Genomic DNA, 24,045 nt, shown 5'->3' on the forward strand with positions numbered 1-24,045 from the left:
CCTCAGAACTGGTAGTAGAGGAACGGGCTGAACGTCCCGGTCGCGATCAGGATGGCCGCGTACACCAGGCCGACGGTCATCACGCCGATCCGCAGCGCCGTGGCCGGGCGGCTCCGCGACGATTCCAGCAGCGGCCCGGTCACCGGATGCGCGGGCAGGAACACGATCGCCAGCGCGCACAACAGGATGAGCAGCCGCTGGTTGGTCACGGCGCTCTCGACGACGTCGGTGAGCCCGGTGAAGTCCGGCAGCACCATGTGCCCGATCATGCCGAGCGCGTGCGGCAGGTCCTTCGCGCGGAAGAACACCCAGCCGAAGACGACGAGCACCAGCGTCAGCGCGCGGCGGCCGATGCGGGCGGCCTGGGACTTCGGGGTAACGTCGTAGCCGAAAGCGCGTTCCACGATCAGCAGCGCGCCGTGGTAGATGCCCCAGATCAGGAACGTCCACTGCGCGCCGTGCCAGAACCCGGTCAGCACGAAGACGATGCACAGGTTCCGGTACGTGTGCCCGGCGCCGGTGCGGTTGCCGCCCAGCGGGATGTAGACGTAGTCGCGGAACCAGCGGGACAGCGACATGTGCCAGCGTCGCCAGAATTCGGTGATGGTCACCGACGAGTACGGTCTCGCGAAGTTCTCCGGCAGCCGGAAGCCGAGCATGCGGCCGAGCCCGATCGCCATGTCGGAGTACCCGGAGAAGTCGAAGAACAGCTGCAGCGTGTACCCGATCGCGCCGAGCCAGGCGATCGCAAAGGTCATCTGGTCCGGTGGCGTGTTGAAGCAGGCGTCCACCATCGGGCTGAGCGAGTCCGCGATGATCGTCTTCTTGCACAGCCCCAGCGCGAACCGCGGGAAACCGGCGGCGATGTCGTCGAGGCGGTGCGACCGCCGCTGCGGCAGCTGGTCGGCGATCTCGCGGTACCGCACGATCGGCCCGGCCACCAGCTGCGGGAACATCGCGATGTACGCGGCGAACGACACCGGGTCGCGCAGCGCGCGGCGTTCACCGCGGTAGATGTCCACCACGTAGGAGATGTGGTGGAACGTGTAGAACGAGATGCCGATCGGGATGACCAGGTCGGCCACCGGGAAGCCGCCGCCGAACCAATGCGTCACGGCCGCGATCTGCTGGGTCGCGAACCCCGCGTACTTCCAGATCAGCAGCATGCCGACATTGAGGCCGATGACGCCGAGCAGCAGCCGTTTACGCCGTTTGTTCTGCAGATCCCACGCGTTCGGCTCCAGCGCGGGCCCGGCGAGGAAGTTCACCACCATGCAGCCGAGCAGCACGAGCGTGTACGGCCCGGCGCCGGTGGCGTAGAAGATCAGGCTGCCGACCGCGACGATGCCGTTCCGCCAGCCGCGCGGGCACACCAGCACGGCGAGCAGGACCGCCGGCATGAAGTACCACAGGAACAGCGGTGAAATGAACGACATCGGTGCGGGGTCCCCCAGGCGGTCTACGCGTTATCCGCTGGTGACCTTAGCCTGAGCACCCCGCACCGTGTGACGAAGTGCGGGGTCAGACACGTCCCGCGAGCCGACGGCGGCGCGCCACCTCGGCCAGCAGCACCCCGGCCGCGACCGACGCGTTGAGCGATTCGACGCCGGCCGCCATCGGGATCGAGACGGTCGCGTCGCAGGTCTCGCGCACCAGCCGGGACAGGCCGCGGCCCTCGGAGCCGAGCACGATGACCAGCGGGTCCGCCGCGAGGTCCAGTTCGTCGATGTCGACCGAGCCGTCCGCGTCGAGGCCGACGACCATCAGGCCTTCGTCCTTCCACGCCTTCAGCTGGCGGGTCAGGTTGGTCGCGACGGCGATCGGCAGCTTGGCCGCGGTGCCGGCGGAAGTCCGCCACGCGACCGCGGTCATGCCCGCGCTGCGCCGCTCCGGCAGGAGGACACCCTGCGCGCCGAACGCGGCGGCCGAGCGGATCACCGCGCCGAGGTTGCGCGGGTCGGTGACACCGTCGAGCGCGACGAACAGCGGGGTCTGCCCGGAGTCCTTCGCGACGGCCATCAGGTCGCGCGGGTCGGCGTAGACGAACGGCGGGACCTGCAGGCCGAGACCCTGGTGCATGGCCCGGTTGGTCTTGCGGTCCAGTTCCTCGCGCGGGATCTCCAGGATCGAGATGCCCTTGTCGCCGGCGAGCCGGACGGCCTCGTTGACGCGGTCGTCGATCTCGATGTTGATCGCCACGTACAGCGCGGTCGCGGGCACGTCGGCACGCAGCGCCTCGACCACCGGGTTGCGCCCGGCGATCAGTTCCGGCTTGTCGGCCTTCTTCTGCCGCGCCTGGTCCTTGCGGTCACGCGCGTTGGCCATCCGGTACGCCTTGTGGCCGGGCCGGTCCTCGGCCTTGGGGGTCGGGCCCTTGCCTTCGAGGCCCTTCCGGCGCTGGCCGCCGGAGCCGACGACCTGACCCTTCTTCGTGCCGGGCTTGCGAATAGCGCCCTGGCGCCGGGAGTTGCCTGCCATCAGTGAGAATCCTTGAGCTAGAAACCGGGTAAGAGTCAGACGTCCTTGACGGTCCACTGTGGACCGTTGGGCGTGTCCTCCACCACGATGCCCGCCTGCTGGAGGCGGTCACGCGCGGCGTCCGCACGGGCGAAGTCCTTGTCAGCGCGGGCCTGCTGCCGTTCGGTCAGCAGCCCTTCCACGAGATCGGACAGTGCCTGCCGGGTGGGCGTCTCATTGCCGCCCGCCTCGGACCAGCGCGCGGAGAGCGGGTCGAGGCCGAGCACGTCGGTCATCGCGCGCACGGAGGCGGCGATTTCGAGTGCCTTGGAATTGTCGGCCGCGTCGAGGGCCGCGTTACCGTCCCGGACCGTGTTGTGCAGCACGGCGAACGCCTGCGGGGTGGCCAGGTCGTCGTCGAGGGCGGCGGCGAATCCGGCCTGGATCTCGCCGAGGGGCACGGCGCCGGCGCCGCTCGCGGTCCGGCGGAGGAACTGCTCGATCCGGCGGTAGCCCTGCGCGGCTTCCGTGAGCGCTCCGTCCGAGTATTCGATCGTCGACCGGTAATGCGGCTGGACCAGGTAATACCGCAGTTCGGGTGCCCGGTAGTTCTTGAGCATCTCCGGGATCGAGACCGTGTTGCCCAGCGACTTCGACATCTTCTCGCCGGACATGGTCACCCAGGCGTTGTGCAGCCAGAACCGCGCGAACGGATCACCCGCGGCGTTCGACTGGGCGCGTTCGTTCTCGTGGTGCGGGAACACCAGGTCGACGCCGCCGCCGTGGATGTCGAACTCGGCGCCGAGGTACGTCGTCGCCATCGCCGAGCATTCGAGGTGCCAGCCGGGGCGGCCGGAACCCCACGGCGTCGGCCACGACGGCTCGCCCGGCTTCGCGCTCTTCCACAGTGTGAAGTCGCGCGGGTCGCGCTTGCCCTCGCCGAGGCTCTCGCCCTGCTGGACCTCGTCGAGCTTCTGGCCGGAGAGCTCGCCGTAGCCGTCGAACGCCTTGACCGAGAAGTACACGTCGCCGCCCGAGGCGTAGGCGTGCCCGCCGTCGATCAGCCGCTGCATCAGCTCGACCATCTGCGTGACGTGCCCGGTCGCCCGAGGGGCGATCGAAGGGGGCAAGCAGCCCAGCGCCTCGTACGCCGACTCGAAGGCGCGCTCGTGCGTCGCCGCCCACTCCCACCAGGGACGATCCGCCGCGGCGGCCTTGGTGAGGATCTTGTCGTCGATGTCGGTGACGTTGCGGACCATCAGCACGTCGAGTCCACTGTGGACGAGCCAGCGACGAAGGACGTCGTAGTTCAGCGCGCCGCGGACGTGGCCGATATGCGGGATGCCCTGCACGGTGGCACCACACACGTACATGGACGCCGTTCCGCTACGGGCGGGATGGAACTCCCGCACGCTTCGGGTCGCCGTGTCATAGAGGTGTAGTGCCACCCTAAAAGGGTACGGGGTCGGCGTGAGCGGTGTCGCAGTGACCGTATTACAGCACGTTATGGGTGCGCAGGGCGCTGAGCAGGGCGTCCGGCCGCTCGGTCGTCGGCAGCGGCTCTACCAGCGCGAACGCGCAGCCGATGTCGCGCGCGGCGCCGTCCGCTTCTTCGCTGTCGCCGACCATGAGCGTTTCCGCCGGGTCGACGCCGAGCCGCTCGACGGCCGCGCGGAAGATCTCCGGCTCCGGTTTCACCGCTCCGACCTCGAACGACAGGATGAACTCGTCGACGTAGGCGTCCCAGCCCCGGCGGCCGAACGCGGGCCGGATGTCGAAGGCGATGTTGCTCAGCACCCCGAGTTTCACGCCCTTGCCCGAGACACCCTTGAGGACTGCCTCGGTGTCCGGGTACGGCGTCCACTGGGTGGGATCGATCAGCCGGGTGTAGAGCGCGAGGGCCTGGTCGGCGTGCGGCACCCCGGACTGCTTGAGGACCTCGAGGTACACCTTCCGGTGCAGCACCGGGTCGCGGTCGCGGTGGTTCCAGGCGTACAGGTGCTCTTCGTCGAGATCGACGACCTGGCCGACCGGCGCGGTCATCCGGCGCATCAGTTCGGTCTGGGCTTCGAGGTCCAGGCTCTCGCCATCGTGGCCGGTGAGGTCGGCGAGCCAGGTCTCGTCCTGTTCGAGCCGGAAGACCGTGCCGGAGAAGTCGAACAACACAGCGCGAAAGGTCACGAGGTCCACATTAGCCACGATCGTGGGGTTCCTGCCGCGCTCGGGTGTGTCATGAAAGGGCCGTTCCTGACGTTTTTCGTCCTGAACGGCCCTTTCATGACACATCAGGCGGCGTTGCCGGTGATCTTGGTGGGCGTGATCCGGACCAGTACGCGGACGACCTCCGCCGGCTCGTCCGGGTAGTCCTTGCCGAGGTACTTGTGCGACAGCTCGTTGATCAGCTCGCGCCCGCCCTCGTCGGTCATCTCGACGGTCCCGCGGATCTCGACGTAGTCGTACGGGTTCTCCTGGTCGAAGACCGAGACGGACACCCGCGGGTCCCTGGCCATGTTCCGCTCCTTGAGACGGCCGCGGACGGTCGCGAAGATCACCGTGTCTCCGTCCCGCTTCGCCCACAGCACGGACGTCTGCGCGGAGCCGTCGGCGTTGATGGTCGCCAGCACCGGGAAGTTGTTGCCGTCGAGGAGTTTCTTGGTCGCGTCGTTGAAGGTCACACCCATGCCCGAGAGCCTAATCACCGGACGTTCCCGGCGATCCGTTCGACGCGCAGGCGGACGATCACGCGCTCGACGTCATCGCCCTCCGGCGGCGGGTCCTGGCCGAGGTACTTGTGGCTGAGCGCCTTCGGCAACGCCTTCCCGGGATCCGGGGTGATCGTGACCGTGCCGCGAAGCTGCGTGTGCCGGTACGGGTTCTCCGCGTCGGTGATCGACACGCTCGCGCGCGGATCGCGGCGCAGGTTTCGCACCTTCAGCCGGTCTTCGGTGGCGCTGAAGACCAGATCGCCGTCGTCGAGGCCCACCCAGACGATCGAGGTCTGCGGGCCGCCGTCGGCGTCCAGCGTGGCCACGGTCGCGAAGTTCTTGCCGTCCACCAGTGCACGGACCGGTTCGGGAAGTGTGACTGCCATGACAGCCCGAACCGGCTTCCGCCCGCGGCTATTCCTGCGAGGGCAGCAGCAATGCCGTCGCGAACGCCGCGATGCCCTCGCCGCGTCCGGTCAGGCCGAGTCCGTCGGTCGTCGTCCCGGACACGCTCACCGGCCCGCCGACGGCCTCGCTCAGCACCTTCTGCGCCTCTTCGCGGCGTTTCCCGACGCGCGGCGCGTTGCCCACGATCTGGACGGTCGCGTTCCCGACGGTCCAGCCGCCCGCCTCGACCAGACGCCGCGCCTCCGCGAGGAATTCGACGCCGTGCTTGCCCGCCCAGCGCGGATCGCCGGTGCCGAACACCGCGCCGAGATCGCCGAGCCCGGCCGCGGACAGCAGCGCGTCGCACAGGGCGTGCGCGGCGACGTCACCGTCGGAATGGCCGGCGCAACCGTCGACGCCGGGCCAGAGGAGCCCGGCGATCCAGCATTCACGGCCCGCCTCGACGGGGTGGACGTCGACGCCGTTCCCGATCCTCACAGGGTTTCCTCTGCTTCCCCGGCCCGAGCGATCGCTTCGGCCAGCTTCAGTTCGAACGAGTTGGTGACGCGCATCGCATCCGGGTGTCCGGCGATGGTGTGCGCGCCGTCGAGAGACGGCTTGGCGGCATACGAGAGAAAAGTCTCACGAGTGAAGCCGAGCGGGGTTTGCGCCGTGCGCAGAAACGCGCGGTCTTCGGTCCCTGTAATCACTTTCGCCGCATCAGTCACCTTCACGGTGTCCGCCATCGGCAGTACGGGAATCACGAAGGGGGATCCCGCACGGACCGCGTCCACGACGACATGGACCGTGTCCGGAGGAGTGAAGGCGCGCAGCGCGTCGTGCACGAGGAAGACCGGATTCCCGGTGATCTCTGTTTCGACGGTGTCGAAAGCATGCTTGAGCGACGAGCCGGGTACTATCCGGCAACGCTCCTCGAAGCCGCTCAAAGCGGCCGAAAACAAATCAGCACACCGCTCGGGGGCCGCTACGACCACCAGATCGAGATCCGGCAGAGCGAGCAGCCCCCGCACAGTGTGCGTGAGTAGCGCTTCACCATTGACCGGCGCGAGAGCGAGCTCCGCGTCGGAGGCATGGTGTCGAACGACAGTGACGAACACGATTGTGCTCATATGGACGGTGCTCATATGTGCGCGATCGTAGAGGTATCCCTCGCAGCCTCACCTGGCGTGGGACACCCGCCGGTTCAGACTGCCGCGGTTTCCAGAACTTCGTCGAGGAGGACTTCAGCCTTGTCCTCGTCGGTGCCCTCCGCGAGCGCCAGCTCGCTGACCAGAATTTGCCGCGCCTTCGCCAGCATGCGCTTCTCGCCGGCTGAAAGTCCGCGGTCCTTCTCTCGCCGCCAGAGGTCGCGCACCACTTCGGCCACCTTGTTCACATCGCCGGAGGCGAGCTTCTCGAGGTTGGCCTTGTACCGACGAGACCAGTTGGTGGGCTCCTCGGTGTGCGGAGCACGCAGAACGTCGAAAACCTTGTCCAGTCCTTCTTGCCCGACGACATCACGAACGCCGACGATCTCGGCGTTGTCTGCGGGCACGCGAACCGTAAGATCCCCTTGCGCGACTTTGAGGACGAGGTACTTCTTCTCCTCGCCCTTGATCACGCGGGTCTCGATGGCTTCGATGAGTGCGGCACCGTGGTGCGGGTAGACGACGGTCTCTCCGACCTTGAAAACCATGTGTCCTCTGCCCCTTTCGCTGAATTCATCTTAGCACGTGCCGACGAGGCCCACCTAGTGGCCCGCGATCGTCGTCGCAGGTCAGCGGCCTGACGGTGGTCCGCCCGGGGGTTGACAAACCCAATTCGCCCATGCTCACGCTGGTGAGAAGCGAACGATTTCCAAATCCTTTGTGGACGGTTGATCTTGGGCACGTCACCGCATTGGTGGGGTGCCAACACGCACCGGGTTCTTGGCCCGTGAAGGCGCCCGGCTAGTCTTCGCGGTGAAGAGGCCGTGAGATGGAAGGACTCCGACGTGAGGCTGCAGAATCGTCGCGTGTTCGGCGCAGGTGTGCTGGCGCTCGGCGCCGCGCTCGTGCTCGCCGGCTGCGGTGCTGGTCAGATCACCCAGACCGACTCGCAGCAGCCCGCGGTCAACGGGACGTACGCGCAGGCGAAGGACCTGGTGCTGCGGAACGCCGCGCTCCAGTTCCCGACCGAGGGGCAGGCGTACCCGGCCGGTGCCGCCGCGCCGCTGACGCTGACCATCGTGAACCAGGGCAAGCTGGACGACGAGCTCGTCTCGGTCTCCTCCGAAGCCGCCACCGGTGACGCCAAGATCACCGGCGCCAAGGTCGTCGTGGCGAGCCACGCGCTCGTGATCGGCCCGTCCGACGCGGTCGAGTCGACCAAGGAGGTGGCGCCGACGAGCGCCCCGGCGTCCTCCGCGCCGGCTTCGTCCTCGGGTGCGCCGTCCTCGTCGGGTACGCCCTCGTCTTCCGGCGCCCCGTCGTCGAGCGTCGCCGGGACGGTCACGCCGTCCGCGGGCCCGGAGCAGACCAACGCGCCGGACCAGGTGGGCAAGGCCACGATCGTCCTGCAGGGGCTGAAGCAGCCGGTGTGGGCGGGCCAGACCATCAAGGTCACCTTCGTCTTCAAGAACTCCGGCTCGATCACCGTCGACCTGCCGGTCGCGGCGCCGTCGCACCCGGGCAGCCGGGCGCCCGCGCCGGAGAAGCCCAAGGCCGAAGGCGGCGGGCACTAGCTCCCTCGTAATTACATGAAGGCCCCCTTCCTTGCGCTTGGGTACAGGAAGGGGGCCTTCATGTACTTGTCGCTCCCCGGGTTTGTCGGTGGTGGCCGCTAGCCTCGCGGGGTGGTCAAGAAAGGCAGCACCTACCGCTGCGGTGAGTGCGGGTACGAGGCGCCGAAATGGGTCGGGCGCTGCCCCGAATGTCAGGCGTGGGGAACGCTCGAGGAACGCGGCGACGCCCGCCCCGCGATAGCCAGGGTCGCGGCGGGCGCGCCCAGTGCCCCGGCGCGTCCGATCGGCGAGGTCGACGTCGAGACGGCGCGCGCGAAGCCCACCGGCGTCTCCGAACTGGACCGGGTGCTCGGCGGCGGGTTCGTGCCGGGCGCGGTCATCCTGCTCGCCGGGGAGCCCGGTGTCGGCAAGTCGACCCTCCTGCTGGAGGTCGCCTATCAGTGGGCGGCCACCGCGGGCCGCGCCCTCTACGTCACGGGTGAGGAGTCGGCGGGGCAGGTGCGGCTGCGCGCCGAGCGCACCGGCAACGTCCACGACGAGATGTTCCTCGCGGCCGAGAGCGATCTCTCCGCGATCCTCGGCCACGTGGACGCGGTCAAGCCGGGTGTGCTGATCGTCGACTCGGTCCAGACCATGGCCTCCCCGCAGGTGGAGGGCGCGCCGGGCGGGGTCACCCAGGTCCGCGCGGTCACCTCCGGGCTGGTCGCGCTGGCCAAGGAACGCGGGTTGCCGATCGTGCTGGTCGGCCACGTGACGAAGGACGGCTCGGTCGCCGGGCCGCGGGTGCTGGAGCATCTGGTGGACGTCGTCCTGCAGTTCGAGGGCGACAAGCATTCGACGCTGCGGATGCTGCGCGGTATCAAGAACCGCTTCGGCGCCGCCGACGAGATCGGCTGCTTCGAACTGGTCGAGGAGGGCATCGTCGGCGTGCCCGACCCGTCGGGGCTGTTCCTCAGCCACACCGCGGAGCCGGTCGCGGGCACCGCGGTCACGGTGACCATGGAGGGCAAGCGGCCGCTGCTGGGCGAGGTGCAGGCGCTGGTGTCGGCGACCCAGTCACCGCAGCCCCGGCGCGCGGTGAGCGGCCTCGATTCGGCCCGTGTCGCGATGGTGCTGGCCGTGGTGGAGAAGCGGGCGGGTATCAAGGTCGGCGACAAGGACGTCTACGTCGCGACGGTCGGCGGCATGAAGATCACCGAGCCGGGCATCGATCTCGCGGTCGTGCTGGCGCTGATGTCGTCGGCGCGGGACACGCCGCTCTCGCCCAAACTCGTCGCGATGGGCGAGGTCGGGCTCTCGGGTGAGGTCCGGAGGGTGCCGAGCGTCGGGCGGCGGCTCGCGGAGGCCGCCCGGCTCGGCTTCACGTACGCGCTGGTGCCGCCGGATTCCGGCAAGATCCCGCCGGGTATCCGGGTGCTGGAGGTGGCCGACGTCGGAAGCGCGCTCAACGCCGCGAAGCACGCCCGTTAGGGGCCGTCGTCGTCGGTGATCACCACCGAGATCGTCGTGTCGAACAGGGTCAGCCCCGGCCAGCTCTCCCGTTTGTCGTTCGCCCGGACGGCGCGGCTCCCGACGACGGCCGCCGTCGCCCGGTCGACGATGAACGTGCGTGTCCGGTCCGGCATCGTGACCGAGAACGACAACGCGGAGCGACCGTCAGGAGTGGTCACGGTCTCCAGGACGATGCCGGGCATCCGTGCGAGCGCTTTGCACAGAGCCACCCGTTGCGCACCGAAGCCCTGGGACGAGCGCAGTACGTTGAACGCCATCTCGAACATCTCGGGCGGCGAGTTCGGCTGTTCCGCGGGGCGGCCGTCCGGCCAGATGCCGTCGTGGCGGAGCCGCTCGGCCATCTTGCCGGGGTCGATGGGCAGTTCGGCGAGGAAATCCGGGGAGGGTTGCGTCCAGCCGCTCTCCGAAGGGAGCCGGTCCTGGGGCGGGAGGATCGGAGGTGCCTGCGACGTCGTGGTGGTGGGCGGCGGCACGTCGTTCACGCTGACCGAGGACGACGGGCCCGGCAGCGCCTCGCCGTTCCTCATCGCCGTCTGGTAGTCGCCCTTGACCCAGCGGATCTCGCCGGTGCCGGTGAACCGGGTCTTGAACGACTTCCAGCCTGGGACCGGCAGCCAGCGTTCGAGGATCTCGTGGGTCTGGTAGACCAGCCCGGACTTGGTGACACGAGTGGTCCAGGTGGACTCCGTGACGAGCCGGTACTGATCGTCGCGAAGCGGGAAGTCGTCGCCGTGGAGGGATTCGAGCGCTTCTTCGTTCGGGCCGACGACCGAATGGTCCGCGGGGGCCGGGCCGTCGCCGTCGGTGAAGGCGTTCGTCGCCACGATCCCTCCGCCCGACACCAGGGCCGCGGCCGCGGCGGCGGCGATCCATCGCCAAGCGCCGGGCCGTTTCCTCGGCGGGGGCGCGAGCCTCGGGAGCAGTTCGTCCTCGACCTCGCCGGCGGCGCGCAGAAGTGCTGCCTTGGCGTGGGACAGTTCGTCCCGCCGGGTTTCCGGTTCGGCGTGGAGGCAGGCCAGCGCCTCGTCGAGTTCGGCCTCCGACCACACCTTCCTGACGCTATCGCCGTGCACTTTCGCCCTCCTCGTTCCTGCTCGATCCGTCCTTTGTGGACTCCGGTGCGTTGGCGCGCAGCCATCTCCTGATCCGGTGCAGCCGTGATCTCACCGTCCCGGCGGGAATCCCCAGTGCTTCGGCGACCTCGCCGGGGTCAAGGCCCGCCCATGACACCAGCAGCAGGGTGTCGCGGTCCGCGACGCTCAGTTCGGCCAGCGCGCCCGCCAGCTGGGCCGCGCGGGACTGGGCGTCGACCCGCTCGGCGACGCGGCCGTCGTGCCCGGCCGAGACCGCCTGTCCGGCGGCCGCGAGCCGGGCCGTCGCGTTGAGCGCCCTCGTCTCGGTGCGGACATGATGCCGCAGCAGGTTCGTCGCGATGCCGTAGAGCCACGCCCGCGCCGTCCCGGCCTCCGGGCGGTACGTCTCGCGCCGCCGGAGGGCCACGAGGAACGTCTCGGCGACGAGGTCGTGCGCGGTCTCCGTGCCGACGCGGCGCGCGAGATAACGCTGCAGCGGGGCCGCGTGGGCGTCGAAGAGCATGCCGAAGACGGGTGCGGGATCGGGGCCACCGAGATCGGGTCTGTCCGGTCCACGCGAGCCGGCCTGCTCGTGATCGTCTTTCATCACCTGCACGATCGCTATTGCCCGATGGCGCTCGAAGCGTTCATCCGATCCTACTTTCGTCGTGGGCCGACCGGGGAAAGCGCAGGTGAAGCCGCAGACAAAAGCCCCGGGACCGGCGATCATGTTCACTATTCACCATTCAAAAGTGAAACTGGGGAAGGATTACCATGCGTCGACTCAGGACCGTGGTCGTCGCCGCGCTCGCGGCGTCCGCCTTGCTCACCGCTCCGGCGGTGGCCGTCGCTCAAGGTAAGACAGTCGTCGATGTGGAGTCGATGGCGCCGCCGGCCAAGGTCGAAGGGGTCAGGGCGGCCGCCGAACTCAACATCCAGTACCAGATCCAGGAGACCGGGTACTGGTGCGGCCCGGCCGCCACCCGTATCGCCATTTCGGCCAAGAACGGCAATCCGCCGAGCCAGCAGCAGCTCGCGAACGAACTGCCGACCACCACCAACGGCACCGACTGGATCGGGCAGGTCACCCGCGTCCTCAACAACCACGTCGCCGGTGGCTGGTACGAGACCAAGGAGATGCCGAACGATCCGCCGACCCAGGCGCAGCGCGACCTGCTGTGGCGCGACATCGTGCTGGACGTCGACAAGGGCTACGCGATCGTCGCGAACATCGTCGCCCCGGCGAACAACCACCCGCCGGGCTACCCGAACTACACGATCTACCACTACTTCACGATCATCGGCTACAACAGCGACAACATGACGGTGAAGATCGCCGACCCGGCCAACTTCGGCGGCAACCAGATCTACTGGCTCACCTTCAACCAGCTCGCGACCCTGATCCCGCCGAAGGGCTACTCGGCCTGACCCACGCCCTCCCGCGTTTCGTCCTCTGAATGCGATCCTTGCGCGCGCAAGTAACGCATTCAGAGGACGAAACGCGTGGGTTGTACGAATCTTGTACGGAAGAGCCCGAAGCTGGGGGACATGCGCATCAAGACGCTCGGTCTGCTGGCCGCCTCGTTGCTGGCCCTGGTCGCCTCGCCGGCCTTGGCCGCCGACGGCAACCCGCTCGAGAAGACCAACGGCTTCTACGTCGACCCGAACTCCAACCCCGCGGTCTGGGTCAGGGACCACCCGGGCAGCACCGCCGACAAGATCAAGGCCGCCATCTCCACCAAGGCGGGCGCGCGCTGGTTCGGCAACTGGAGCGGGAACATCAAGACCGCGGTCGACGGCTACACCTACGCCGCCGACGTCGCGGACAAGCTGCCGATCCTGGTCGCGTACAACATCCCCGGCCGTGACTGCGGCGGTCACTCCGGCGGCGGCGCGGGCAGCCCGGACGCCTACCGGACCTGGATCTCGAACTTCGCCGACGGTATCGGCGGCAAGCCCGCGGTCGTCGTCATCGAGCCGGACGCGCTCGCGCAGCTCGACTGCCTGCCCACCGGTGAGCGCCAGACCCGCCTCGACCTCCTCAAGTACGCCGCGGAGCAGTTCGCCGCGAAGGCCCCGAACACCTGGGCGTACATGGACGGCGGCAACTCGACCTGGATCCCGGCCGCGACCATGGCCGACCGGCTCAACGCCGTCGGGGTGAAGTCGATCCGCGGGCTCGCGATCAACGTGTCGAACTACAAGACCACCACCGACTCGGCGAACTACGGCAAGGCAGTCAGTGCCGCGCTGTCGAGCAAGTACGGCTACACCAAGCCGTTCGTGATCGACACGAGCCGCAACGGCAACGGCCCGCTGGGCTCCGAGTGGTGCAACCCGGCCGGGCGCAAGCTCGGGGCGACCTCGCAGACCGGCGGCGGCGCCGAGATGCTGCTCTGGGTCAAGGTGCCCGGCGACTCCGACGGCAAATGCGGGATCGCGCCGAACGTCGAAGCCGGTCAGTTCAGCCCCGATCTCGCCCTGCGCCTGATCAGCGGTACCTGACCGCCCCCGAAAGCCCGTCGCGCCGGCTGCTCGTCTGTGACCCTCGTTCTCCCGAGAAGGCGAAGGCCACGACCCCTTGGACAGCAGCCGGCGCGACGCCTCCATTTCCCCGCTCGCGGTAGTACGGTGACCTGGGTCACATAACCGGAGCGAGGAGGACGGCGTCGTGGAGTTCCAGCTGGGGATCGGTACCAGGAAGGGCTTGTTCCTCGCCCGGAGCGAGGATCGCGAGAACTGGGCGCTCTCCGAGCCGAAGTTCCCGATGGAGGCCGTGCGCGCGGTCGCGCTGACCCCCGGCAAGGTCTACGCGGCCGCGGTCAACGAGCACTTCGGACCGACGATCGCGACGTCCGAGGATTTCGGCGAGAGCTGGTCCGAACCCGACCACGCTCCGGTCGCTTTCCCTGCCGACACGGAGACCGCGCTCGAAGGCATCTGGCAGATCGTGCTCGCCGGGGACGTCGTCTACGCCGGTGTCGAGCCGTCCGCGCTGTTCCGGTCCGAGGACGGCGGCGAGACCTTCGAACTCGTGCGTGGGCTGTGGGATCACGAGCACCGTCCACACTGGACACCCGGTGGTGGCGGCCAGATGATCCACACGATCCTGCCGCATCCCAGCGATTCCCAGCGGATCACCGTCGCCATGTCGACGGGCGGCGTCTACCGGACCGAGGACGGCGGCAAGAGCTGGACGGCGTCGAACCGCGGGATCAGCGCGGGATTCCTGCCCGACGAGGAACCCGAGTTCGGGCAGTGCGTGCACAAGGTCGCCATGCATCCGGCGCGGCCCGAACGGTTCTTCCTGCAGAACCACGGCGGTGTCTACCGCAGCGACGACGACGCGAAGACGTGGAAGTCCATCGCCGGCGGCCTGCCGAACGACTTCGGATTCGCCATGGTGGTCCATCCGACCGAGCCGGACACCGTCTACAACTTCCCCTTGGTGGCCGACGTGCTCCGGTTCCCGCCGGAGGGCCGCTGCCGCGTCTACCGCAGCGAGGACGCGGGCGAGACCTGGACGGGACTCGGAAACGGCTTGCCGGACAAGGGTTTCTACGCGGGCGTGCTCCGGGACGGCATGTGCGTCGACGCGCGGGACGGGATCTACTTCGGCACGCGATCCGGTGAAGTGTGGGCCAGCCCGGACGGGGGCGACATCTGGCATCAGGTGGCCGCGCATCTGCCGGACGTGCTGTGCGTCCGGGCCCAGGTGGTCTAGATGGTCCGGGTCCTGCTGCCCGCGATGCTGCGACCGCTCGCGGGCGGAGCGGGGACGCTCGACGTCGACGCGCCGACGCTCGACGCGGTCCTGGACTCGCTCGGCGACGGTTTTCCCGCGCTGGAACGGCGGTTGCGCGACGAGACGGGTGCGCTGCGGCGCTATGTGAACTTCTACGTGGACGGTGAGGAATGCCGTCGTCTCGATGGGGCCAAGACTTCGCTCGCTGAGGTGAAGGAAGTCCAGATCATTCCGTCGGTCGCCGGGGGTTGAGCGGCAGCCGGATGTCAGGAAAGGGTCGTTCAGGACGAAAAACGTCCTGAACGACCCTTTCCTGACACGTGAAGCGATCTACTGGGAAAGCAGGTTCGCGCACCGGATCAACCCGATGTGCGAGTACGCCTGCGGGTGATTGCCCAGCGAACGCTCCGCGATCGGGTCGAACTGCTCGGGCAGCAGGCCGGTCGGGCCCGCCGCGTCGACGATCTGCGTGAACAGTTCCTCGGCCTCGGTGCGCCGCCCGGTGAGCAGGTACGCCTCGATGAGCCAGGCCGCGCAGATGTGGAAACCGCCCTCGCCACCGGGAAGGCCGTCGTCGCGGCGGTACCGGTACACAGTGGATCCACTGCGCAGTTCCGCCTCGATCGCGGTCACCGTGGACTGGAAACGCGGGTCGGCCGGATCGATCAGCCCGGTCAGCCCGACGAACAGCGAAGCGGCGTCGAGGTCCGTTCCGTCGTAGGCGGTGGTGAAGGCCTGGACCTCTTCGTTCCAGCCCTTCTCCAGCACGTCCGCGGCGATCTCGTCACGCAGCGAAGGCCACGCGCCCGGCACCTCACGGCCGTAGACCTCGCCGAGCTTGACCGCCCGGTCGATGGTCACCCAGCACATCACCCGCGAGTACACCCGGTGGCGCGGCACGTGCCGCTCCTCCCAGATGCCGTGGTCCGGCTCGTTCCAGCGCCGCGTGACGGCCTCGGCCATCGCGCGCACCATCTGCCAGTCCTCGTCGCGCAGTTCGCCGCGCGCCTCCGCCAGCGTCTGCACGAGTTCGACGACCGGGCCGAACACGTCCAGCTGCACCTGGTGGTTCGCCAGGTTGCCGACGCGGACCGGCCGCGAACCGGCGTATCCGGGCAGCGATTCGATGACCGCTTCGGCGCCGATCACGCTGCCCGCCAAGGTGTACAGCGGGTGCAGCCGTTCCGGACCGGCCAAAGTGGACAGAACACCGTGCAGCCACCGGAGGTAGCCTTCGGCCTCTTCGGTCGAGCCGAGGTGGACCAGTTCGCGCACGGTCATGGCCGCGTCGCGGATCCAGCAGTAGCGGTAGTCCCAGTTGCGGACGCCGCCGATCTCCTCCGGCAGCGAGGACGTCGCCGCCGCGAGCACGCCGCCGGTGTCGGTGTTCACCAGCCCGCGCAGGGTGAGCGCCGAGCGGCCGACGAGGTCGGTCTGGACGCTGGGCAGTTTGAGCGTCCGCGCCCACGTGCTCCAGTAGTCGCCCGCGCGCGTCCGTCGCTCCACTTCGGACAGTTCGTGCTCGCTGAGATCCGAAGTGCCGCAACGGAGTTCGAGCACCACCGGGTTCTCCGGCGAGGGGGTGACCAGCGCGGTCGCGGTGTCGTTCATGCCGTCGGAGGTGATCTCCCACTCCACGCCGGGCGAGCGCAGCGCGAACGGTTCCGAGGTGCCCTGCACCAGGATCCCGTCGCCCTCGGCGACCAGCTTCACCGGCACACCGCCGAATTCGGGCCGCGGCGCGAACACGATCTCCGCCGCCGTCTCACCCGAGATCACCCGGACGAGATCCGTGCGGTGCGCGGGGCTCTCCGGCTCCAGGTAGTCGGTGACGAGCAGTCGCGACCAGCGGGTCTCGACGGTCATCGTGTTCGGCAGGTAGCGCTGCCCGAGCGGCAGGCCGTTGCGGTGCGGCTTGATCGAGAAGTGACCAGCGCCGGCACCGCCGAGCAGGTCCGCGAAGATCGCGGGCGCGTCGGGGCCGGGGTGGCACAGCCAGGTCAGCCGGGCGTCCGGCGTGACCAGCGCGACCGAACGTTCGTTGGCCAGCAGGGAAAGCCGCTCGATCGGCGGGGCCTGCTCGCCGTAGAGCCAGTTGCGCCGCTCTTCGAGCAGGAACGCGAGCGCCATCGCGACGTCGACCGTGTCCGGAACCCGGTACTGGGCCAGGCTTTCGCCGTCGCCGACCTTCACGCCGAGGTCCGGGCCGGAGATCCGGGCGAACGCCTTCTCGTCGGTGACGTCGTCGCCGAGGAAGACCGCCGCCGTCGCGCCGACCTGGTGGCGCAGGGTGTCCAGCGCGCGGCCCTTGTCCGTCTGGACGACCGCGAGCTCGACGACCTCCTTGCCGTCGGTCGTGGACACGCCCTCCCACTTCGAAGGTCCATTGTGGACATCACGAAGGACCCGGCGGCCCGCCTCGTGCTCGGCGCGGCGGACGTGCACCGCGATGCTCGCGGGTTTGACCTCGAGCGAGACGCCCGGCACGTCGAGCACCAGGTTCTCCAGCTCGGCCTCGAGCCGTCTGTGGAGTTCGCGGGCCTTGTCGTCGAGCGCGTGGATGAAGCCGATGTCGAACTCGGATCCGTGGCTGCCGACCAGGTTCACCTCGGCCGGAAGGCGGGAAAGAGTGGCGAGATCACGCAACGCGCGGCCGGAGATGACCGCGGTGGTCGTCTCGTGCAGGCCGGCCAGCGACCTGAGCGCACCTACCGATTCGGGCAGGGGACGGGCTTCGTCCGGGTTGGCCGTGATCGGAGCCAGCGTGCCGTCGTAGTCGCAGGCGACCAGCAGCCGCGGGGTGCGCGCGACCTGAACGATCGCACGCCGCAGCTCGGCGGGCAGTGCCTCGGCGGTCAACGATTTCTCCTCGGGAACTATGCGGGGTAGGGGGATCAGTCGGCCGGTTCGGCACCGAGCGCTTGAAGGAACGAGCGCGCCCAGCGGTCGACGTCATGCGTGAGGACCTGTCGACGCATGGCGCGCATACGGCGGCGTCCCTCTGCGGGGTCGAGCGTAATGGCAGTCTCCAAGGCGTTCTTCACCCCGTCCAGATCATGCGGGTTGACCAGGAGCGCACTGGTCAGCTCGGCCGCGGCGCCGGCGAACTCCGAAAGCACGAGCGAACCGCCCAGGTCGTGGCGGCAGGCGACGTACTCCTTGCAGACGAGGTTCATCCCGTCACGCAGGGGAGTGACCACCATGACGTCGGCCGCGGAGAAGAACGCGGCCAGTTCCGTCCGGTTCACGGACTGATGCAGATAATGCACGACCGGGTGACCCACGCGCGCGAATTCGCCGTTGATCCGTCCGACCATCTGCTCGATGTCGCCGCGCATCCGCTGGTAGTGCTCGACGCGCTCGCGGCTCGGCGTGGCCAGCTGGACGAACGTCACGTCCTCCGGTCGGACGCGGCCTTCGTGCAGCAACTCGTGCAGCGCCTGCAGCCGCAGGTCGATGCCCTTCGTGTAGTCGAGCCGGTCGACGCCGAGGAGGACCTTCTTCGGGTTGCCCAGGTCACGGCGCAGCTGGGCGGCGCGTTCGGCGACGCCCTTGGTCTTGGCGAGTTTGTCGAGGCCGATGGCGTCGATGGAGATCGGGAACGCGCCGACCCGCACCGTGCGGTCGCCGACCTGCATCAGGCCGGGGCGGGTGCGGATACCGACCGCGCCGCGGCTGGATTCGAGCCCGGCCAGCTGCCGCGCCAGCCAGAGGAAGTTCTGCGCACCGCCCGGCCGGTGGAATCCGACGAGGTCGGCCCCGACCAGGCCGCGGACGATTTCGGTCCGCCACGGCATCTGCATGAACAACTCGACCGGGGGGAACGGGATGTGCAGGAAGAACCCGATCCGGAGATCGGGCCGCAGCTCGCGGAGCATCGCCGGGACCAGTTGCAGCTGGTAGTCCTGGATCCACACGGTCGCGCCCTCGGCGGCGACCTTCGCGCTCGCCTCGGCGAAGCGCCGGTTCACCCGGACGTAGGACTCCCACCAGCTCCGGTCGAACACCGGCCGCGCCACCACGTCGTGGTACAGCGGCCAGAGCGTCGCGTTGGAGAAGCCCTCGTAGTAGTCGCGGACGTCGTCCGACGTCAGGGAGACCGGGTGCAGCACCAGGCCGTCGTCGTCGAACTCCTCGACGTCGACGTCGGGCACACCCGGCCACCCGACCCAGGCTCCCTTGCGTGACCGCAGGAACGGTTCGAGCGCGGACACCAGCCCGCCCGGGCTCGCCGTCCAGCGCCTGCTCCCGTCGGCGGTCCGTTCGAGGTCCACCGGGAGCCGGTTCGCCACCACCACGAAATCCGCGGAGGCCGTTCTGCTCGTCTCGGCAATCACTTCGTCCACCAGCCGCTCCCTCGAATCGCGGGTCGCTGCCCTAAGCGGAAACCCTATCGCGCGAGGAGGCCGCGGCCCGTGGCCGAGCGATCACTCCAAGCGTCGTTCGGCGGGTTCCAGCGGACCCGCCATCCGCGGCCCGGCGAATTTGCGTTCCAGCCTGCCGAGCCCCGTGCGCACCGGTTGCGCCAGGTATTCGCCGAGTACCACACCCGCTGCCAGGGCAAGCCCAATCGCGACCGCGGTCATCAACGTCGAGATGTTCCCGCCGGGTTCGACGCCCAATTGGTATAGACCACGATAGGTGGAGAGGCCGGGGAGGAGGGGCGTGATGCCGGACACAGCCACCACGAGCGGCGTCACCTTGAGGCGCCTGGCGAGCACGCCGCCGCAGAACCCGACCAGCGTGGCGGCGACCGCGGAGGAGCTGACGGCCTGGAAGTCGGTCAGCATCAACGCGCCGTACACGGCGCCGCCGATCGCCCCGGCCGCGCCCGCGACGATCATCGCGCGCAGGGTCGAATACGAGGCGAGCGCGAAGCAGGCCGACGCGCCGACGCTGCCGATGACGATGATCGGCAACTGCTGCGGGGTCGAGGAAACGACCTCGGGCAGCGGTGTCAGCGGCAGGCCGAGCAGGACCGCGATCTTCAGTGCGAGCACCACACCCGCGATCAGCCCGGCGCTCATCAGCGCGGTCTCGGTCGTGCGCCCGGCCGCCGTGACGTAGTAGCCGGTGATGGCGTCCTGCACGGCGGAGACCGTGGAGAGCCCGGACAGCAGCACCGTGACGGCCGCCGCGACGACCAGCGTGGGTTTGTCCGTGGTGAGCAGGTTGCTGCTGACTATCGCCATCGCGGACAGCGTCGCGACCAGGCCGCCGATCACCTGCTGGAAGAAGAACGGCAACGCGAAACGGTTCAAGAACCGGCCGAGCCGGTCGATGACCGCGCTGATCACCAGCGCGACCAGCGCGACGTCGATGCTGCCGCCGAGGATCAGGGTGATGAACGCGGCCAGCCCGCCCCAGGCGGCCGTGGCCACCCAGCGGGGGTACGGGTGCGGCGCGGTCGTGATCCGCTGCAGTTCCTGCTGGGCCTCTTCGGCGCCGATGTTGCCGCGGACGATCCGGCGGACCAGGGTCTCGGTCTGGGTGAGCCGCGTGTAGTCGAGGCTGCGCGAGCGGACCACGCGCAGCGCCGTGACCGGGGCCATGTCGGTGCCGCGGTGGCAGGTCACCGTGATCGACGTGAAGATCACGTCGACCTCGCAGTGCGGGAGGCCGAGCGCGGAGGTCAGCGCGATGATCGTCGCGGTGACGTCGGAGGCGCCGGCGCCGCTCGACATCTGGACCTCGCCGATGCGCAGGACGAGGTCCAGGACGAAGTTGACCGTCGTGTCGTCCGGCGGCTGCGGGCCCATCGCCTCGTCGACGTCGACGGCGGGCTGCTCGGCCGTCGGCGCTTCGAGGATCTGCCAGGCGCGGCGGCGCAGCAGATTCGGCCGGTGCGAGCGAGTCTGGGGGATCGATCGCTCTCCGTCACGCTGGCGCGGCGCTTCCAGCAGCCATTCGCCACGTTCGGGTGTTTCGTCCTGGTTCTTTTCGGCACCGCGTTCGCCGCGCTGGGCTCCCTTGGTGTGCTCGTTGATCTTCATGATCGATCCACCTCCTCACTCTGGTTCGAGGGACTTTCCCGAGGAGCATCGGGGCCGGTGCCTCGACCGTTGCAGGAAACCCGAAGTGGCGTCCGCCACGTCGGAGGAAGATCATCGCGACGTCGCCGGTTTACGGCACACTGCATGTCATGGCGTCCTCCGTGAGCAGGCGTTCCGTTCTTCGCGCGGCCGGTGTCACCGCTGCCGGGACCGCGGCGACGTTCACCCTTTCGGGTGCATCTAGCGGGGCGGAAGCCCCGGTTTTCGCGCACGGGGTCGCCTCGGGTGACCCGATGCCCGATTCGGTCCTTCTCTGGACTCGCGTCACCCCTTCGCCCGAGGCCGTTCCGGGATCCGGAAAAGGCGCGGCGGTGGACGTCCGGTGGGAGGTGGCCGAGGACGCCGGCTTCACGCGCGTCGTCGCTCGCGGTCACCTTCGGACCGGGCCGGAGCGCGATCACACGGTGAAGGTGACGGCCGGCGGGCTGTGCGCGTCGACCGGGTACTGGTACCGGTTCACGTCTCAGGGGAAGGTCTCGCAGACCGGCCGGACCCGCACGGCGCCTCCGCGCGACGAGGACGTCGGAAGCCTGCGCTTCGGCGTGGTCTCGTGTGCGAACTGGGCTGTCGGTCACTTCGCCCCCTACGGCTATCTGGCCGGCCGCGACGATCTGGACGCCTTCATTCACCTGGGTGACTACCTCTACGAAGGGAATCCCAACCCTGCAAGTGATCTCCGGCCTTCGGTACCGCCCAACGAGTTGATCACCCTGGCGGACTACCGGCAACGTCACGCGATGTACAAGACCGACGATCACCTGCGGCGGCTCCACGCCCGGCATCCGATGATCGCGACCTGGGACGACCACGAGGCCGCCGACAACGCGTGGTCCGGCGGATCGCCGTCACACGACCCGGCGACCGAGGGCGACTGGGCGGACCGGATGCGGGCCGCGCACCAGGCGTACTTCGAATGGATGCCGGTGCGGCATCGCGGCGACCGGCTGTACCGGCGGCTGAAGTTCGGGACGCTGGCCGACCTGACCATGCTGGACCTGCGGACGTACCGGACGCGGCAGCCCGGCCCGGTCTCGGCGGAGGACACCATCCTCGGCGCCGATCAGCGGCAGTGGTTCCTGGACGGCCTCGCGCGCGGGACCGCGTCCTGGAACCTGATCGGGAACTCGGTGATGGTCACGCCGATCAAGATCCCCGCGCTGCCCACACGCGAACGGCTCGCGCTCGGGGACCTGCTCGACGGCCAGCCGACCACGGTCAACACCGACCAATGGGACGGCTACACCGCCGACCGCCGCCGCGTCCTCGACACCGTCGCCGCGCAAGGCCGGGGCAACACGGTGTTCCTGACCGGCGACGTCCACTCGTCGTGGGCGAACGACGTGCCGCGAGACGGAACGAGCGTCGCCGTCGAGTTCGTCTGCCCGTCGGTCACCTCGGACAACATCGACGAGCAACTCGGCGTCCCGCCGCGGACCGGCTCGCTGAAGGTCGAAGCCGCGATCCGCGCGCTGAACCCGCATGTGCGCTTCGTGGAACTCGACTCGCACGGCCCGGGCGTCCTCGAAGTGACCCCGGACGCCGTCCGGATGAACTGGTACTACGTCGCCGATCGCCGGGATCCGGCGACCGCCGTGACGTTCGCGCACGCCTTCCGGACGGTGGCCGGGGACCCGCGGGTGCGCCCTGCGGAGCGCTGAACGGGCGCCGATATACTTGCCTCGCCCAGGCTGTCCTGGGCGAGGCCGCTATAGCTCAGCTGGTAGAGCATCTGTCTTGTAAACAGAAGGTCAGGGGTTCGAGCCCCCTTGGCGGCTCCAGATCGACATGCTGACGCCTCGCGTTTCGCGGGGTCTGTTCATGGCCCCTATGGGCTCCGCTTTCAGCCCCGGGCGGTCAGTTCCAGCAGGCGGCCGGTGAGGTCGATGTGTTCTTCCACGCTGCTGGTCAGGTAGGTGAGGTCGACGAAGGTGTGGTCCGGCGCAAGTGTCGCGACGATCTTCGTCACCGACTCGGCGATGAGTTCCGGCTTCGTGCCCGGGGCGGCGTTCACTCGCAGCGCCACGCCCAGTGTCCGCGGGTCGCGACCGGCTTGTTCGGCGTCGGCCCGGATCTTGGCCAGGGTGGAGGTGAGCATGTCGGCGGGGATGGTTTCGGGCACCGTCCAGACCGGCAGCCAGCCGTCCGCCCGCTCGGCGACCCGGCGCAGTGCCCTCTCGCCGAACCCGGCCAGGTGCACGGGCGGCTTGCGCACCGGTTTCAGGTGGACGTGGGTCTCCGGAATCGTGTAGCCGATGCCGTTGTGTGACACGGTGTCCTTGGTCCACCAGGTGTCGAGAAGATCGAGCAGGTCGTCCAGCCGCTTGCCGCGTTCCGCCATCGGAACGCCGACGGCCGCGTATTCGTCGGGTGACCAGCCGATGCCCAGGCCGGGGAGCAGCCGGCCGTTGCTGGCCACGTCGATGCTGGTCAGCAGCCGGGCGAAGTTGGCGGGCTGGTACTGCGTCGCGTTGATGGTGCTGGACCCGAGGATCGCGGTTTCGGTCACGGCGGCCGCGACGGCCAGTGCGGTGAACGGATCTTGGGCGGTCCAAAACTCCTCGGGCATGGTGTCGTAGCCCGGGTAGGCCACCTCCGGGTTCACCGGCGACAGCAACCGGTCGCCGACCCAGAGACTGGCCGCCCCGGCCTGCTCCGCCGTACGCGCGTACCGCGCGATCCCACCTGGTGTGGCCGCCGCCTTGCCGAACACCGGAAGGCTGAACCCAAGACGCATCGATACTCCCCTGAGGTATGGACGGACCGTATCGGCCTTGGTGCCACTAGTACTCGCATTTGGTTGCGCGTTCAAGTATCTCGGGTGGAGGGACGCATGGATCGGCAGACTTCCACCGCGGTCATCAAGGCGCCGCCGCTTCCCGTGGCAGGGGCCGGATCCGGCTCAGCTGTACGAGGCTGAAGCCGAACAGCGCGACGCCGAGCGGGACGTGGGCCGCCGTCACGTGCGCGATCCCGAGGAACACCTGCACCAGCGTGAGACCGAGGAACACGGCCGCGGGCAGGATCGGCTTGGCGGAGCCGCCACCCGGTCGCCACACGAGGATCGCGATGAGCACGTGCAGCATCGCGACGACGAACAGCGTGTAGGCCGTGGCGCTGTGCAGGGTGTGGCCACTCGGCACGGTCAGCAGGAGACCGGCGGAGATCGGGGTGAGGAAGACGGCCAGGGTCTGCACGGCGATCGCGACGCGCAACGGGGTCGGCATGGGAACTCCTTCGAGTGGACGTGTCACCGCCTGGACGAGGGAGTCGGGGGAAACGTGACGGGGCGTTCGCGGGCTCCCACGCCCGCGCTGATCACGCGCACCGGTGAATAGACCTCGTGAGTGGCAAGGATGCTCAGCTGGTGCGCCCAATGTGGCATCGGAGACGC

General features: G+C 68.9%; 23 protein-coding genes and 1 tRNA gene. 8 read left to right on the forward strand and 16 right to left on the reverse strand.

Annotated elements, in window-relative coordinates:
* Window positions 1-2: 2 nt before the first annotated feature.
* From ED92_RS09520 to ED92_RS09560, 9 genes are all read right to left on the reverse strand, one after another.
* Window positions 3-1,436 carry an MBOAT family protein gene (locus ED92_RS09520; protein ID WP_037335361.1) on the reverse strand — a complete coding sequence of 478 codons (1,434 nt, stop codon included), beginning with the start codon at window positions 1,434-1,436 and terminating at the stop codon, window positions 3-5.
* 85 nt (window positions 1,437-1,521) lie between these two features.
* Window positions 1,522-2,478, reverse strand: coding sequence for a 23S rRNA (guanosine(2251)-2'-O)-methyltransferase RlmB (gene rlmB, locus ED92_RS09525; RefSeq protein ID WP_037335364.1), 957 nt, complete (start codon window positions 2,476-2,478; stop codon window positions 1,522-1,524).
* A 35-nt stretch (window positions 2,479-2,513) separates the two neighbouring features.
* Window positions 2,514-3,905 carry a cysteine--tRNA ligase gene (cysS, locus tag ED92_RS09530; RefSeq protein ID WP_037335367.1) on the reverse strand — a complete coding sequence of 464 codons (1,392 nt, stop codon included), beginning with the start codon at window positions 3,903-3,905 and terminating at the stop codon, window positions 2,514-2,516.
* Between the two features lie 46 nt (window positions 3,906-3,951).
* Window positions 3,952-4,638, reverse strand: a complete 687-nt coding sequence (locus ED92_RS09535; RefSeq protein ID WP_037336292.1) for an HAD family hydrolase — start codon at window positions 4,636-4,638, stop codon at window positions 3,952-3,954.
* 104 nt (window positions 4,639-4,742) lie between these two features.
* A complete protein-coding gene (locus tag ED92_RS09540; RefSeq protein WP_037335370.1) occupies window positions 4,743-5,138 on the reverse strand; it encodes a PPOX class F420-dependent oxidoreductase in 396 nt (131 codons plus the stop codon).
* A gap of 14 nt (window positions 5,139-5,152) precedes the next feature.
* A complete protein-coding gene (locus ED92_RS09545; protein WP_037335373.1) occupies window positions 5,153-5,548 on the reverse strand; it encodes a PPOX class F420-dependent oxidoreductase in 396 nt (131 codons plus the stop codon).
* Window positions 5,549-5,576: 28 nt separating this feature from the next.
* Window positions 5,577-6,047 carry a 2-C-methyl-D-erythritol 2,4-cyclodiphosphate synthase gene (ispF, locus tag ED92_RS09550; protein ID WP_034310203.1) on the reverse strand — a complete coding sequence of 157 codons (471 nt, stop codon included), beginning with the start codon at window positions 6,045-6,047 and terminating at the stop codon, window positions 5,577-5,579.
* Window positions 6,044-6,694 (reverse strand): 2-C-methyl-D-erythritol 4-phosphate cytidylyltransferase, encoded by a 651-nt coding sequence (locus tag ED92_RS09555; protein ID WP_369797383.1) that lies wholly within the window; start codon window positions 6,692-6,694, stop codon window positions 6,044-6,046. Before ED92_RS09555 ends, ispF begins: the two co-directional genes overlap by 4 nt.
* Window positions 6,695-6,753: 59 nt before the next feature.
* Window positions 6,754-7,245, reverse strand: coding sequence for a CarD family transcriptional regulator (locus ED92_RS09560; protein WP_005165253.1), 492 nt, complete (start codon window positions 7,243-7,245; stop codon window positions 6,754-6,756).
* Window positions 7,246-7,542: 297 nt separating this feature from the next.
* On the opposite strand from ED92_RS09560, the gene ED92_RS09565 reads away from it, so the two are divergent.
* On the forward strand, window positions 7,543-8,271 hold the full coding sequence (locus ED92_RS09565; protein ID WP_037335379.1) for a hypothetical protein: 729 nt from the start codon (window positions 7,543-7,545) through the stop codon (window positions 8,269-8,271).
* A 111-nt stretch (window positions 8,272-8,382) separates the two neighbouring features.
* Window positions 8,383-9,741: a DNA repair protein RadA gene (gene radA / locus ED92_RS09570; RefSeq protein ID WP_037335382.1), complete on the forward strand. Its 1,359-nt coding sequence runs from the start codon at window positions 8,383-8,385 to the stop codon at window positions 9,739-9,741.
* Here the strand turns inward: radA and ED92_RS09575 are convergent.
* Together ED92_RS09575 and ED92_RS09580 are read right to left on the reverse strand one after the other, a co-directional pair.
* Entirely contained in the window at window positions 9,738-10,856 is a 1,119-nt protein-coding gene (locus ED92_RS09575) for a CU044_5270 family protein (protein WP_037335386.1), read from the reverse strand. The two genes, radA and ED92_RS09575, sit on opposite strands and share 4 nt — an antisense overlap.
* Entirely contained in the window at window positions 10,843-11,472 is a 630-nt protein-coding gene (locus tag ED92_RS09580) for an RNA polymerase sigma factor (RefSeq protein WP_037335389.1), read from the reverse strand. The genes ED92_RS09575 and ED92_RS09580 overlap by 14 nt, the downstream gene beginning before the upstream one ends.
* Before the next feature lie 158 nt (window positions 11,473-11,630).
* Here ED92_RS09580 and ED92_RS09585 point away from each other — a divergent pair, with 158 nt between their 5' ends.
* From ED92_RS09585 to ED92_RS09600, 4 genes are all read left to right on the forward strand, one after another.
* The gene (locus ED92_RS09585; RefSeq protein ID WP_037335392.1) at window positions 11,631-12,284 is read left to right on the forward strand and encodes a C39 family peptidase; all 654 of its coding nucleotides are present in this window, start codon (window positions 11,631-11,633) and stop codon (window positions 12,282-12,284) included.
* 120 nt (window positions 12,285-12,404) lie between these two features.
* Window positions 12,405-13,361, forward strand: coding sequence for a glycoside hydrolase family 6 protein (locus ED92_RS09590; protein ID WP_037335394.1), 957 nt, complete (start codon window positions 12,405-12,407; stop codon window positions 13,359-13,361).
* A 166-nt stretch (window positions 13,362-13,527) separates the two neighbouring features.
* On the forward strand, window positions 13,528-14,580 hold the full coding sequence (locus ED92_RS09595) for a sialidase family protein (protein ID WP_037335397.1): 1,053 nt from the start codon (window positions 13,528-13,530) through the stop codon (window positions 14,578-14,580).
* The gene (locus ED92_RS09600) at window positions 14,581-14,853 is read left to right on the forward strand and encodes a MoaD/ThiS family protein (RefSeq protein WP_037335399.1); all 273 of its coding nucleotides are present in this window, start codon (window positions 14,581-14,583) and stop codon (window positions 14,851-14,853) included.
* 78 nt (window positions 14,854-14,931) lie between these two features.
* Here the strand turns inward: ED92_RS09600 and otsB are convergent, their stop codons facing one another.
* The 3 genes from otsB to ED92_RS09615 all read right to left on the reverse strand — a co-directional run bounded on the left by otsB (window position 14,932) and on the right by ED92_RS09615 (window position 20,594).
* A complete protein-coding gene (gene otsB / locus ED92_RS09605; RefSeq protein ID WP_037335403.1) occupies window positions 14,932-17,460 on the reverse strand; it encodes a trehalose-phosphatase in 2,529 nt (842 codons plus the stop codon).
* Window positions 17,461-17,495: 35 nt separating this feature from the next.
* A complete protein-coding gene (locus tag ED92_RS09610; protein WP_016337688.1) occupies window positions 17,496-18,947 on the reverse strand; it encodes a trehalose-6-phosphate synthase in 1,452 nt (483 codons plus the stop codon).
* Window positions 18,948-19,028: 81 nt separating this feature from the next.
* Window positions 19,029-20,594, reverse strand: coding sequence for a threonine/serine exporter ThrE family protein (locus ED92_RS09615; protein WP_037335406.1), 1,566 nt, complete (start codon window positions 20,592-20,594; stop codon window positions 19,029-19,031).
* Between the two features lie 149 nt (window positions 20,595-20,743).
* Here ED92_RS09615 and ED92_RS09620 point away from each other — a divergent pair, with 149 nt between their 5' ends.
* Together ED92_RS09620 and ED92_RS09625 are read left to right on the forward strand one after the other, a co-directional pair.
* On the forward strand, window positions 20,744-22,312 hold the full coding sequence (locus tag ED92_RS09620) for an alkaline phosphatase (RefSeq protein ID WP_037335409.1): 1,569 nt from the start codon (window positions 20,744-20,746) through the stop codon (window positions 22,310-22,312).
* Between the two features lie 44 nt (window positions 22,313-22,356).
* Window positions 22,357-22,432, forward strand: a tRNA-Thr gene (locus ED92_RS09625).
* Between the two features lie 62 nt (window positions 22,433-22,494).
* On the opposite strand, the gene ED92_RS09630 is transcribed toward ED92_RS09625, so the two are convergent.
* Both ED92_RS09630 and ED92_RS09635 read right to left on the reverse strand, forming a co-directional pair.
* A complete protein-coding gene (locus ED92_RS09630; RefSeq protein WP_037335412.1) occupies window positions 22,495-23,388 on the reverse strand; it encodes a TIGR03619 family F420-dependent LLM class oxidoreductase in 894 nt (297 codons plus the stop codon).
* A gap of 124 nt (window positions 23,389-23,512) precedes the next feature.
* Complete coding sequence (locus ED92_RS09635) at window positions 23,513-23,878, reverse strand: hypothetical protein (protein ID WP_037335415.1); 366 nt, start codon at window positions 23,876-23,878, stop codon at window positions 23,513-23,515.
* Window positions 23,879-24,045: the final 167 nt, after the last annotated feature.

The organism is Amycolatopsis sp. MJM2582 (assembly GCF_000754115.1).
Taxonomy (GTDB): domain Bacteria; phylum Actinomycetota; class Actinomycetes; order Mycobacteriales; family Pseudonocardiaceae; genus Amycolatopsis; species Amycolatopsis japonica.